Genomic DNA, 12612 nt, shown 5'->3' on the forward strand with positions numbered 1-12612 from the left:
TTGGCCAAGGCCACGCGGATGACCAGGCAAAGAAGGCTGATCCTGGAAATCTTACGCAGCACGGACATACATCCCACCGCCGACTGGATTTACCACCAGGCCCGTAAGCACATCCCGGACATCAGCCTGGGCACCGTTTACCGCAACCTAAACCAGCTCAAGCAGGCAGGGGAAATAATGGAGCTCAATTACGGCAGCACGTTTAGCCGCTACGACGGCAACCCCTGCAACCACTACCACTTTGTCTGCGACGCCTGTGGCCGTGTCTTCGACGTGGAAATGCCTGTTTTGAGCGGCATAGAGGAAGAGGCCGCCCGCCTCTCGGGCATGAAGGTAACGAGGCACCGCCTGGAATTTTACGGCTACTGCCGCGAATGCCAGAAAAGCAGGGAGGAACCAAAAACACAGGGGTGAGGTAATTTCACCCCTTGTTTTTTAAACGGGAGCGGGAGTGAAAGGGCGCATGTTCGTACACCTGCACCTGCACACCGAGTACAGCCTGCTGGACGGCGCGGCCCGCATTAAGGAAGCGGCGGCCAGGGCAAGGGAAATGGGCATGCCCGCCCTGGCCATGACCGATCACGGGGCCATGTTCGGGGCGGTGGATTTTTTTAAAGCCTGCCAGCAGGAGGGAATTAAACCCATCATGGGCTGCGAGGTTTATGTGGCGCCCCGCAGCCGCCGGGACCGCACCCCCAAGGTGGACGACCACCTTTACCACCTGGTGCTGCTGGCCGAAAGCCAGGAAGGCTACCAGAACCTGCTCAAGCTGGTTTCCCTGGCCTACATAGAAGGTTTTTATTATAAGCCCAGGGTGGACAAGGAACTTTTGGCCCGGCACAGCAAGGGTCTAATTGCTTTAAGCGGCTGCCTGGCCGGGGAAATAGCCGACCGCATCCTGCGGGGGGAAGGGGAAAAGGCCCGGGAAGCGGCCATCACCTACCTGGACATCTTCGGCAAAGACAATTTCTTCCTGGAGCTCCAGGACCACGGCTTCCCCGAGCAAAAGACGGTCAACCGGGAACTGGTGCGCTTGCATCGGGAGATGGGCATACCGCTCGTGGCCACCAACGACGTGCATTATGTAAACCGCTCCCAGGCCGAGATCCAGGACATCCTGCTCTGCATCCAGACGGGGAAGAGCGTGGACGACCCTTCCCGCATGAGGTTCGATTCCCAGGAGCTGTACCTGAAAAGCGCGGAGGAAATGGCCCGCCTTTTCGGCGAGCTACCGGAGGCCCTGCAAAACACGCTGCGGATTGCCGAGCGGTGCCGGGTAGAGCTCGCCTTCGGCCAGATCCACCTCCCCCACTACCAGGTGCCTCCGGGGCACACCGCCGACTCATACCTGGAAGAGCTGTGCTGGGAAGGAGCGCGCCGCCGCTTTGGGGAAATAACCGAGCCGGTGCGCCGGCGCCTGGAGTACGAGCTGAAGGTCATCCGCGAAATGGGCTTTTCAGCCTACTTCCTCATCGTCTGGGACTTCATCCACTTCGCCCGCCAGCAGGGCATCCCCGTGGGCCCGGGCCGGGGCTCGGCAGCCGGCAGCCTGGTTGCTTACGTCCTGGGCATCACCAATTTGGACCCTCTGAAGTACGGGCTTCTCTTTGAGCGCTTCCTCAACCCGGAGCGGGTTTCCATGCCCGACGTGGACGTGGACTTTTGCTTTGAGCGCCGCCAGGAGGTCTTAAACTACATCGTGCAAAAATACGGCGCCGACCGGGTGGCACAGATTGCCACCTTCGGCACCATGGCCGCCCGAGCGGCTATCCGGGACGTAGGTCGGGCCCTCAACATGCCCTACGGCGAGGTGGACCGCATCGCCAAGCTGGTCCCCCCAGACCCGCACATGACCATCGAAAGGGCCCTCCAGGAATCTCCCGAGCTAAAGGAGCTTTACGAGAAGGACCCCCGCGTGAGGAAGGTCATCGACACCGCTTCCCAGCTGGAGGGGATGCCGCGGCACGCCTCCACCCACGCGGCGGGCATTGTCATTACCCGCGAGCCCCTCACGCACTACCTCCCCCTGTACAAGGCCGCCGACGGCCCCATCACCACGCAGTTTGCCAAGGACCAGGTGGAAGAGCTGGGCCTCCTCAAAATGGACCTCCTGGGCCTGCGCACGCTGACGGTAATTGCCGATACCGTAAAGCTCATTAAGGAGACGGAAGGGAAGGAAATAAATATTGACGAAATACCCCTTGATGACCCGCGCACCTTTGCCCTGCTCTGCCGCGGCGAAGGGGTAGGGGTTTTCCAGCTGGAGTCCAGCGGCATGCGCGCGCTTTTAAGGGAGCTGCGCCCGGAGGCCTTTGAAGACCTGGTGGCCCTGGTAGCCCTCTACCGCCCCGGCCCTCTGGGCAGCGGTATGGTGGAGGACTTCATCAAGAGCAAGCACGGCGAAAAGGAAATCACCTACCTCCACCCCCGGCTGGAACCCATCCTGAAGGACACCTACGGCGTCATCCTCTACCAGGAGCAGGTAATGCGCATTGCCAGCGAGCTGGCCGGCTTCACCATGGGCGAGGCGGACCTCCTGCGCCGGGCCATGGGCAAGAAGAAGCCGGAGATCATTGCCGGCCTGCGCCACCAGTTCATTGAGGGGGCGGTGAGAAACGGCATTGACGCCGCCACCGCCGGCCAGATCTTCGACCTCATGGAGTACTTTGCCGGCTACGGCTTCAACAAGAGCCACAGCGCCGCCTACGCCCTGGTAGCCTACCAGACGGCCTACCTGAAGGCCAACTACCCCCTGCAGTACATGACGGCCCTGCTTACCTCGGTGCAAAACAATACCACCAAGGTGGCCGCCTACGTGGAAGAGTGCCGCCGTATGGGCATAGAGGTGCTGCCCCCGGACGTAAACGAAAGCCAGGAAAGCTTTGCCATCGCCCACGGGAAGATCCGCTTCGGGCTGGCGGCCATTAAGAACGTGGGCGAGGGTGCCGTAAAGGCCATCATCAAGTCACGCCGGGAGGAGGGCCCCTTTAAAAGCTTTGCCGACTTCTGCCGCCGCCTTGACCCGCGGGTTATCAACCGCCGCGTCCTGGAAAACCTTATTAAGAGCGGGGCCCTGGACTCCCTCGGCCACCATCGGGCCCAGCTAATGGCCGGCATAGACCTGGGGCTGCAGCTGGCCCAGCACTTCCAGCGCCGGGCAGGCCAGTTAACCTTTGACCACTTCTGGGAGGGCCGCGCGGAAGACCTGGCCCTGCCCCAGGTCAGGGAGTACTCCCGCGCGGAAATGTTGGCCCTGGAGAAGGAGGTCCTGGGACTGTATATCAGCGGCCACCCCCTGGAAGAATACCGCCTGGCCCTGGCGGAAAAAACCACCGCCACCCTGGCCGAACTCGCGGAAAGCGGCCAGGAGCAGGAGGTGACGGTGGGAGGTATCCTCTCCGCGCTGAAAAAGATCTACACCCGCAGCGGGGAACCCATGGCCTTTGGCACCCTGGAAGACCTCACGGCCAGCATGGAAGTGGTCTTCTTTCCCCGTACCTACCGGGAATACGCCAGGTTCATCAGGCCCGAGGGTGTGGTGCTCGTGCGGGGGCGGGTAAGCAACTCGGGGGAGGAGGTAAAGATCCTGGCCGAGGAAGTGTCCCCGCTTGCACCCAGGCAGGGCGCCAGCCTTTACCTGCAGTTTAAAAAGGCCACGCCGCAGCTTTTAAAAAGGGTGCAGGAAATCCTGCGCAGCTACCCCGGGCCTTCTCCGGTCTACCTTTACTTTCCCCTGGAAAGGAAGCTGGCCAGGGCATCCCGGGAATACTGGACCAACCTCTCCTCCCCGGTCGTCGCCGAGCTGACCGGCCTCCTGGGAGCGGAAAACGTCAGGGTTAAAGAAGGGTAAAAAAGTCCCGGCGTCAAAATTCCGGAAAAATAAAGCAGGGAGGGGTTTGAAATGGCCGATAACTGGGTAAATGCCGACTACGTGGCGGTAAAGGCCCTGGAAAACGGCGTCACCATCATTGGCCTCACCCGCGGCAAGGATACGCGCTTTCACCACTCGGAAAAGCTGGACAAGGGAGAAATCATGATTGCCCAGTTCACGGAGCACACCTCGGCCATAAAGATCCGGGGTAAGGTTGAGGTGCTCACCCGCTTCGGCATCATCCGTAACGACGACCTCCTGGGATAACTTCACCCGGCTCAAGAGGTGGGAATTTTGTGGGCCGTAGTCTACATCACTCCCGATAAAAAAGAGGCTACCCGCATTCAAGAAATTCTCACCAGAGAGGGCATCCTGGTAAAAATAAAGGAACTTTCGGCGAGCGGGACCAATAATAAAAAGCGCTCGGTGGAAATACTGGTACCAGAAGCAGAAGCAGATGAGGCCCTGGAAATCATCAGCAGCATTTGAGCAGGGTCCTGCGGAGGGGACATGCTAAGGGTTAAACCGCGCTACGCCACCGTCAGCCCGCCTGCCGGGCGCCAGGAAGGCGGCGGGTGGTCCAAGTGCCCCCGCTGCGGCGAGATCCGCCTGGACGGCGAGCTGGAAAAGTTTTTAAAGGTCTGCCCTAAATGCGGTTACCATTACCGCCTGGGGGCCAGGGAGCGGCTGCAAATCACCCTCGACGAAGGCTCCTTTTGCGAGTGGGACGGCGACATGGAGCCGGTAAACCCCTTTGGGTGCCCCGCCTACGCGGAAAAGCTGGCCCTGGCCCAAAAGGAAAGCGGCCTGCGCGAGGCGGTAATTACGGGAGAGGGAGAGATCTGCGGCCACCGGGTGGCCGTGGCGGCCATGGACTCCCGCTTCATCATGGGCAGCATGGGAGTGGTGGTAGGGGAGAAGATCACCCGGGCCCTGGAAAGGGCGGCGGAAAAGAGGCTGCCGCTGGTCGTTTTCTGCGCTTCCGGCGGGGCCCGCATGCAGGAAGGGGTTTTCTCTCTCATGCAAATGGCCAAAACCTGCGCCGCCGTTAACGCCTTTGCCCGGGAAGGGCTCCTCTATATCTCGGTGCTTACCGACCCCACCACCGGGGGGGTCAGCGCCAGCTTTGCCTTCCTGGGAGACATTATCCTCGCCGAGCCGGGAGCGCTAATAGGCTTTGCCGGGCCCCGGGTAATCGAGCAAACCATCCGCCAGAAGCTCCCGGAGGGGTTCCAGAGGGCTGAGTTCCTCCGCCAGCACGGCATGATTGACGAGGTGGTCCCCCGCTCCCAGTTAAAGCCGGTCCTGGCCCGCATCTTAGCCCTCCACGCAGGTGAGGCACGCGTATGAATTACGACTTCGAGCAGCCGATCCTGGAACTGGAAGAAAGAATCGCCGCCCTGGAAAGTTTTGCGCGGGAAAAGGAAATCGACCTGAGCCAGGAAATCAATCACCTGAAAGCGCGGGCAGAGGAGCTGAAGAAAAAAATATACAGCCAGCTTTCTCCCTGGCAGAAATTGCTCATCGCCCGCCATCCCGCGCGCCCGAACCTGCGGGACTACGTAAGCCTGCTCTTCACGGACTTTTTCGAGCTCCACGGGGACAGGTGTGCCGGTGACGACCCTGCCGTCCTGGGGGGCATTGCCCGCTTCCGCAACCGGCCGGTCACCGTCATCGGCCATCTAAAGGGGCACGACACGAGGGAAAACCTGGCCTGCAATTTCGGCATGGCCCACCCTGAAGGCTACCGCAAGGCCCTGCGCCTCATGCGCCAGGCGGAAAAATTCTGCCGCCCGGTGATCACCTTCATCGATACGCCCGGCGCCTATCCGGGCATCGGGGCAGAGGAGAGGGGCCAGGCCTGCGCCATTGCCCGGTGCCTGGCGGGCATGCTCGAGCTCAAAACACCTGTGATCTCCGTCATCCTGGGCGAAGGCGGCAGCGGAGGCGCCCTGGCCTTTGCTGCCGCCGACCGCATCCTCATGCAGGAGCACGCCATCTTTTCGGTGATTTCACCGGAGGCCTACGCCAGCATCCTCTGGCAGGACCCTGCCAGGGGGCGGGAAGCGGCGGAAAAAATGAAAATTACCGCCCAGGACCTCCTGGCCTACCGGCTCATTGACGAGGTCATCCCCGAGCCCCTGGGCGGCGCCCACCGCAACGCCGGTGAGGCCGCCAGGTTGCTGGGCGAGGCCCTCGAGCGCCACCTGAACGAAGTCACCGGCCTCCCCATCCGGGAACTTCTGGCCCGCCGGCAGGAGCGCTTCCGCCGCCTGTCTCCCCGGGTCTTCCTCTAGCATGCCTTTTGCGGGGGTGTTTTTGCTTGCAACGCATCGGTGTCCTTACCAGCGGCGGCGACGCGCCGGGCATGAACGCCGCCATCCGCGCCGTAGTGCGCAAAGCGATATACCACGGCATGGAAGTTATCGGCATCAAGAGGGGCTTTAACGGCTTCATCGAAGGCGACATGGAACCCATGCGGCTGGGCTCCGTGGCCGACATCATCCAGAGGGGCGGAACCATCCTGCACGCGGCCCGCTCCGAGCAATTCAAGACCCCGGAAGGACGGGCCAAGGCCTGGGAAAACGTGGACCGCTTCAGCCTGGAGGGGCTGGTGATCATCGGCGGCAACGGCTCCTTTGCCGGGGCCAGCACCTTCCACCGCGAGTACGGGCTGCCCGTGGTCTGCGTCCCCGCCACCATTGACAACGACATCTACGGCACCGACTACGCCATTGGCTTTGACACGGCGGTAAATACGGCGGTGGACGCCATAAACAAAATCCGCGATACGGCCACCTCCCACGAGCGCACCTTCATTGTGGAGGTCATGGGCCGCGACACGGGCTTCATTGCCGTGGCTGCCGGGCTGGCAGGCGGTGCCGAGTCCATCCTCATCCCCGAGCAGCCCTACGACCTCGACGAGATCTGCCACAAGCTCCTCCGCGGTTACCGGCGGGGCAAGCTCCACAGCATCATTGTCGTTGCCGAGGGGGCAGGAAGCGGCCTGGAAATCGGGCGGCAGATAAAAGAGCGCACCGGCTTTGACACCAAGGTGACCATCCTGGGCCACCTGCAGAGGGGCGGCACCCCTACGGCCTTTGACCGCATCTTGGCCAGCCAGCTGGGCGCCAGGGCCGTCGACCTCTTGAGGCAGGGCGCCAGGTGCAAAATGGTGGGTATGCAGGCGGGGAAAATAGTGGACCTGGAACTGGACGAAGCGCTGGCCAAGCGGAAAACGGTGGACCTGGAGCTTTACCGCCTGGCGGAAATACTGGCCATATGAAAGGGGAGGGTGCGGCCTTGCGGCGGACCAAAATCGTGTGCACCATAGGGCCGGCCTGCGAGAGCGTAGAAGTGCTGGCGGAGATGATGCGCGCGGGCATGAACGTGGCCCGGCTGAACTTTTCCCACGGCACCCACGAAGAGCATGCCCGGCGGATAGCCAACGTCAGGGAGGCAGCCGGGCGGGTGGGTAAGAACGTGGCCATCCTCCTGGACACCAGGGGGCCGGAAATCAGGCTGGGCCGCCTGAAAGAGGAGCCGGTCTGGCTTGAGCCCGGCAAGCGCGTGATCCTCACCACCGAGGACGTGGAAGGCACAGCCGAGTTGCTGCCCGTAACTTACGCTGGGCTCCCCCAGGACGTATCCCCGGGCAACAGCATCCTCATTGCCGACGGGCGCATTGAGCTGAAGGTCCTTTCCACCGGTGCACGGGAAGTGGAGTGCATGGTTGTCCACGGGGGCGAGTTGACCAGCAGGAAGGGAGTGATCGTCCCCGGCGTGCGGGTCAACCTGCCCTCCGTTACGGCGCAGGACGTAAAGGATATCGAATTCGGCATTGAACACGGCGTGGACTTCATTGCCGCTTCTTTCGTGCGCCGGGCCGCCGACGTGCTGGCCATACGCCAGATCCTGGAAGAAAAGGGGGCCGCGGACATAGACATCATTGCCAAGATAGAAACCCACGAGGGGGTGGAAAATCTCGACGAAATCATCCGCGTGGCCGACGGCATCATGGTGGCCAGGGGCGACCTGGGCGTGGTCATGCCGGTGGAAGAGGTCCCCCTCATCCAGAAAAAGATCATCGAAAGGTGCAACCTGGCCGGCAAGCCGGTCATCACGGCCACCCAGATGCTGGAGTCGATGATCCATAACCCGCGGCCCACCCGCGCCGAGGCCAGCGACGTGGCCAACGCCATCCTGGACGGCACGGACGCCATCATGCTCTCCGGCGAAACGGCCATGGGCAGGTACCCCGTGGAAGCGGTAAAAACCATGGCGCGCATCGCCAGCCGGGTCGAAGAGGCCCTTCCCTACGACGACATCCTGCGCCAGCGGGGCCAGGCGCTGGCCCGCACCGTAACCGAGGCCATCAGCCACGCCACCTGCACCACCGCCCGCGATCTGAAGGCCGCGGCCATCATCACCTCCACGGAAACCGGCTACACCGCCCGCATGGTCAGCAAGTACCGCCCCCGGGCACCCATTATTGCCGCCACGCCCAAAGCAAAGGTGCTGCGCAAGCTGGCCCTGGTGTGGGGGGTACAGCCCCTTCTGGTAGGCTACACCAGGGACACGGACGGCATGATTGCCTCGGCCATTGAGGCCTCCCTGGCGGCGGGTTTAATTTCGCCCGGCGACCTGGTGGTCATCACCGCCGGGGTGCCTGCCGGCGTGCACGGAACCACAAACCTGCTCAAGGTGCATACGGTAGGGGAAATCCTGGCCCGCGGGCAGGGCCTGGGCACGCGCGCCGTTACCGGCAGGGCGCGGATCTGCCGCACGCTCAAGGAGGCCCTGGAAAAAGTAGCGCCGGGTGACATCCTGGTCACCACGGCCACGGATAAGGACTTCATGCCGGCCATAGAAAAGGCCGCCGGCCTCATCACCGAAGCGGGGGGCCTGACCTCCCACGGGGCCATTGTGGGCCTTGAGCTGGGCATCCCGGTCATCGTCGGGGTGGAGGGGGCCACCTCCATCCTCACGGACGGAGAAATAATCACCGTGGACGGGCAGAGAGGCCTCATTTACCGCGGCACCGCCAGGGTGCTGTAGGTAACCCACGCCTCGGCCCACCAACCACCTTCTTAGGGATCGCCCTTCCGGGGCATATTAAAACCAGCAGGAAAAGGCCCGTGAAGGGAAGGGTGATCCCCATGGCCAGCTGGGAGTGGATTCTGGAGTTCCTGGGAACCCTGGGAGCCGGGGGCCTCTTCCTGGGGCTGATCATCGAAGCCCTGGGCATACCCTTTCCGGGCGGCCTCATGACCCTTCTGGCCGGCATTCTGGTCAACCAGGGGCGGCTCGACTTTTACCACATTTTTGCCGCCGCCCTCCTGGGCTTTAACACCGGGGCCACCGCCGCCTACTTTATCGGGCGTTTCGTGGGCGAGCCCTTCCTACTCCGCTTTGGCAGGTACCTGCGGGTAACGCCCTCCAAGCTGGAAAAGGCCCGCTTCTGGATGTACCATTCGGCGCCCGCCTTCATCCTTTTCGGGCGCTTTATCCCCATGATCAGCAACCTGACCCCCTACCTGGCCGGCATAAGCCGCCTCTCCTTCCCCCAGTTTTTCATTTATAATTCCCTTTTTGCCGCGGCGTGGATCCTCTTTAACCTAAGCGTGGGCATTTTCTTCGGGCATAACTGGGGACACATACTCTCCCTGGTGCACTCCCGCCTTCTCCTGGTGGCCACGGCGGCGCTGGTGGTATTCATCATCGTTGCCTGCGTGCGCCACCTGCGCCACCGGAGAGAGGTGCTTCCCTAAACGGGAAGCAACCTCACGCGGCCCCAGACGGCCAGCCGGTCCCGGCAAATCACCAGCACTCCCGTTACGCCCGGGATGGAGGCGGCAAAATCTACGGCCTCCTGCACCTGCTCCGGTCCTTTGACCAGGTTGCCGGCTGCCGTGGCCACCGCGTCCGCCAGAGCCGCATTGGGGGAAAGCACGACCACCGCGTCGGCCACGCCAAAGCTCAGCGAGTGGCCCACCGTGCCGGAAGAGGTGCAAATGCCCAAAGGCATGTCCTGCGGGCGGACTTCAACGGCCAGCCTTCCGGAAAAGGGGGATGACCCCGCATACACGCCCACCCGGCGGGTCCGGGTGCCGCATATGTAGATGTCACCCCCGTTCTCCACCACCACGTCCCGGGAAAAGCGGGCCAGCGCCCGCCCAACCCGCCCGGCAATGGCCCCAGCCACCGCCGCCATGGGCCCCACGCCAGCCGCGCGCGCCGCCCGGGCCATCTCCACCACCATCTCGGGAGCACCCGGCAGGGGGTCGTAAGGGACGAGGCTCCTGAGGAAGGCCGGGTCCCTTTTAACGTACTCTTCCAGGGGGGCCCGGCAGGCCCGCACTATTTCCTCGGCGCGCCTGACCAGCTCCGGGGAGAAACGCTCCCGCCGCACCCCGATATCGAGGTCCGTCTCCTTGACCACCACCTGGAAGTGCACCAGGTCTTCCTGGCGGTGGCTCAGGCGGTAAAAGCGCTCCAACTTACAGCTTAACCTCCATGGCCCGCACGGGGCACACCTTTACGCAGAGCTGGCAGACCACGCAGTTATCGCTTTCAAAGCGGACCTCCATGCCCGGGCGCTCAATGTACAGGGCGCCGGTGGGACAGAGGACCGTGCAGGCGCCGCACATGGTGCAGCGCTCCTCGTTGCGCACCACCTCACGGGTGAGCGCCTGCACGGCAACCCCCTGCTCCCGCAGGTACTTCAGCCCCTCCTCGTATTTTTCCCCCGTAATTTCCAGGACCATAATGCCCTCTTTTTGAGGGTTGACGTTGGCCTTTAAAATGTTAATAACCAGGTCGTAATCCTTAACCAGGCGGTAGATGATGGGCTTATCGGAAATTTCCGGCCCAAAGCGCAGGACGATCTTCCGCGGAGACACTTTAGCCCTCCTTCCTGACTTCCAGCACGTTGGCCTTCCTTTTCTCCTGCGGGGAGGGGAGGAGTTGCACCGGCTCGGTGAGCAGGAAGTCCCCTTTCTTTATCCACTCTTTCAGGATGCCGGCAATTTCCCGCGCCCGCGGGTAGCTGGAAAGGGGGGCGGTGGGGACCTCCTTGCCCAGCACGACAATCTTACCCGACTTGAGCTGGGCGTAGCTGACGTAACCCAGGTTGCCCGGCTTCCTGTTGGGGTAAGCCTCGCCGTAATCCACAATTGGCGCGTAGAGGTCTTCGTCGGCGGCTGCCGCGTAGCGGGCCACTTCCTCGTTTAAAATGGGGATGGGCACCCCAATGCCCACGGTTAAGGTGGCACCGTACCCCAGGAAGCTGGTGCCCACCAGCCAGCGCGGGCTCATCTGCTTCAGGTCGCCGATAACCGCCAGCGTCCCCCCGGCAGGCCCCAGCTCCTTGCCGGTGCCGTCGGTCTGCATGGAGGGGAAATGCTGGGTCCCGTGCCAGGCCACATAGCCAATACCCCCGCCCAGGAAGATGCGCGTGCCAATGCCGATGGTCTTGAAATAGGGGTCCTTAAGCAGGGGACTCAGTTGCCCGGAAGTGGAATAATTGGCATTACCCAGGTTGGGCTTCAGCACGCCCATGTAGGTGTACAGGGTACGGTTGGAAAGGTTAACGGCGCAGTTATAGTTCTGGTAGGCATTGCGCGGGTTAAAGAGGATGGCCTCGTTGATGTCCTGCAGGGTGATGTACGTCTCGATTTCCCGGCGCGGGTAGCAGTCGGTGCCGTAGGCTACGGCCCGCAGCTTCACCGGCCTGCCGGCCACCAGGTCCTCAATGACGTGCCCGCCGCCGTACCTGAATTCCCCGGGGTAACTGGTATTCAGGGGGTCGTTCTCCGGCAGCTCCGTGGCCCCCAGGTAGGCGTCCACCGCCGCCAGGCCGGCATAGGCCGGCACGTTGTTCAGCCATACTTTCTGCATCTTGATGCGCGGGGCGGAGTGACCGAAGTTTAAGAAGACGCCGGAGGAACACATGGGGGCAAAGGTGCCGGTGGTCACCACATCCACCTCCGCCGCCGCGCGGGTAAGCCCCTTTTCCTTTACCAAGTCGATGAATTCCTCTGCCGTAAGCACCACCACCTTGCCGCTCTTAATGCGGGCGTTAATCTCCTGGTAGCTCCTCTCCAATTTCACCCACCCTTTCCTTAAAAAAGTTATACCGTCATGCGAAAACAAAAGGCCTCAACGGCGCAGAAAATAAGGCCCCTTCTAAACAGAAGAGGCCTTATTTTCATAAGGTCCTCTTATCTGCCAGAAGTCTTTAAAACTTCTGCAGGAATTGGCACCATTCCCCGGTAATTGAGGCCCGCTTACCGGGGCGGTTGCCGGGTTTCATCGGGCCAGTCCCTCCACCACTCTTGATAAGAGTACCCTGCACTGCCGTTATTTTTTTGTCCGCCCAACATTTTATCAGCAAAAAGACGGGTTGTCAACTGGTCAGCGGGCTCAGGTATCCCCACCTTTTATGCCTACATCCCGCTGTAAGCTATCTCGGGCCAGGCATCGAATACCCAGGGGCATCGGCCCCGTCGTCCGCTCAACCAGGAATGAAAAATATAGTACCCCACACGCCAAAGCCCCAGAGTCCGCTTTCGCTCTGTGTTCGCCATCAGCCGCCGGTGCAGTTGCCGTTTTTCGGCCCAATCACCCACTACGGTCAGTAAGTAGTAGGCGTACGCTATTAAAAGAAAAAGCCGGTTATAACGCATCGCCGTCCTCAATACCAGCCCCCGCAGCCGAAAACCAGCCCGCTCATTCTTTAA

The 12612-nt window shown here is 62.0% G+C and carries 12 protein-coding genes and 1 riboswitch; of the genes, 9 read left to right on the forward strand and 3 right to left on the reverse strand.

Features of this window, described 5'->3' with window-relative positions:
• The 9 genes from G454_RS0105745 to G454_RS0105785 all read left to right on the forward strand — a co-directional run bounded on the left by G454_RS0105745 (position 1) and on the right by G454_RS0105785 (position 9642).
• Positions 1-414, forward strand: a complete 414-nt coding sequence (locus G454_RS0105745; RefSeq protein WP_027717843.1) for a Fur family transcriptional regulator — start codon at positions 1-3, stop codon at positions 412-414.
• Between the two features lie 49 nt (positions 415-463).
• Positions 464-3850, forward strand: coding sequence for a DNA polymerase III subunit alpha (locus G454_RS0105750; RefSeq protein ID WP_027717844.1), 3387 nt, complete (start codon positions 464-466; stop codon positions 3848-3850).
• Positions 3851-3901: 51 nt separating this feature from the next.
• Complete coding sequence (gene mtrB / locus G454_RS0105755) at positions 3902-4138, forward strand: trp RNA-binding attenuation protein MtrB (protein ID WP_027717845.1); 237 nt, start codon at positions 3902-3904, stop codon at positions 4136-4138.
• A gap of 18 nt (positions 4139-4156) precedes the next feature.
• Positions 4157-4360, forward strand: coding sequence for a putative signal transducing protein (locus tag G454_RS0105760; RefSeq protein WP_245574328.1), 204 nt, complete (start codon positions 4157-4159; stop codon positions 4358-4360).
• Between the two features lie 21 nt (positions 4361-4381).
• Positions 4382-5221 (forward strand): acetyl-CoA carboxylase, carboxyltransferase subunit beta, encoded by an 840-nt coding sequence (accD, locus tag G454_RS0105765; RefSeq protein ID WP_027717847.1) that lies wholly within the window; start codon positions 4382-4384, stop codon positions 5219-5221.
• On the forward strand, positions 5218-6168 hold the full coding sequence (locus tag G454_RS0105770; RefSeq protein WP_027717848.1) for an acetyl-CoA carboxylase carboxyltransferase subunit alpha: 951 nt from the start codon (positions 5218-5220) through the stop codon (positions 6166-6168). The genes accD and G454_RS0105770 overlap by 4 nt, the downstream gene beginning before the upstream one ends.
• A gap of 26 nt (positions 6169-6194) precedes the next feature.
• The gene (gene pfkA / locus G454_RS0105775) at positions 6195-7157 is read left to right on the forward strand and encodes a 6-phosphofructokinase (RefSeq protein ID WP_027717849.1); all 963 of its coding nucleotides are present in this window, start codon (positions 6195-6197) and stop codon (positions 7155-7157) included.
• Positions 7158-7174: 17 nt separating this feature from the next.
• Positions 7175-8929, forward strand: a complete 1755-nt coding sequence (gene pyk / locus G454_RS0105780) for a pyruvate kinase (RefSeq protein WP_027717850.1) — start codon at positions 7175-7177, stop codon at positions 8927-8929.
• Between the two features lie 80 nt (positions 8930-9009).
• Positions 9010-9642, forward strand: a complete 633-nt coding sequence (locus tag G454_RS0105785; RefSeq protein WP_027717851.1) for a DedA family protein — start codon at positions 9010-9012, stop codon at positions 9640-9642.
• On the opposite strand, the gene G454_RS0105790 is transcribed toward G454_RS0105785, so the two are convergent.
• The 3 genes from G454_RS0105790 to G454_RS0105800 are packed head-to-tail and all read right to left on the reverse strand — an operon-like array spanning position 9639 to position 11977.
• The gene (locus tag G454_RS0105790) at positions 9639-10370 is read right to left on the reverse strand and encodes a UPF0280 family protein (protein ID WP_027717852.1); all 732 of its coding nucleotides are present in this window, start codon (positions 10368-10370) and stop codon (positions 9639-9641) included. The two genes, G454_RS0105785 and G454_RS0105790, sit on opposite strands and share 4 nt — an antisense overlap.
• A gap of 1 nt (position 10371) precedes the next feature.
• Positions 10372-10773, reverse strand: a complete 402-nt coding sequence (locus G454_RS0105795) for an NIL domain-containing protein (RefSeq protein WP_027717853.1) — start codon at positions 10771-10773, stop codon at positions 10372-10374.
• Between the two features lies 1 nt (position 10774).
• A complete protein-coding gene (locus tag G454_RS0105800) occupies positions 10775-11977 on the reverse strand; it encodes a homocysteine biosynthesis protein (protein ID WP_425387437.1) in 1203 nt (400 codons plus the stop codon).
• Between the two features lie 113 nt (positions 11978-12090).
• A riboswitch (SAM riboswitch) is annotated at positions 12091-12217 on the reverse strand.
• Positions 12218-12612: the final 395 nt, after the last annotated feature.

This window comes from Desulfovirgula thermocuniculi DSM 16036, from assembly GCF_000429345.1.
Taxonomy (GTDB): domain Bacteria; phylum Bacillota; class Desulfotomaculia; order Desulfotomaculales; family Desulfovirgulaceae; genus Desulfovirgula; species Desulfovirgula thermocuniculi.

Bases quoted from the DNA above. Each gene is read 5' to 3' on its own strand.
- G454_RS0105750 (WP_027717844.1), top strand. From the start codon at position 464: ATGTTCGTACACCTGCACCTGCACACCGAGTACAGCCTGCTGGACGGC.
- mtrB (WP_027717845.1), top strand. From the start codon at position 3,902: ATGGCCGATAACTGGGTAAATGCCGACTACGTGGCGGTAAAGGCCCTG.
- accD (WP_027717847.1), top strand. From the start codon at position 4,382: ATGCTAAGGGTTAAACCGCGCTACGCCACCGTCAGCCCGCCTGCCGGG.
- G454_RS0105770 (WP_027717848.1), top strand. From the start codon at position 5,218: ATGAATTACGACTTCGAGCAGCCGATCCTGGAACTGGAAGAAAGAATC.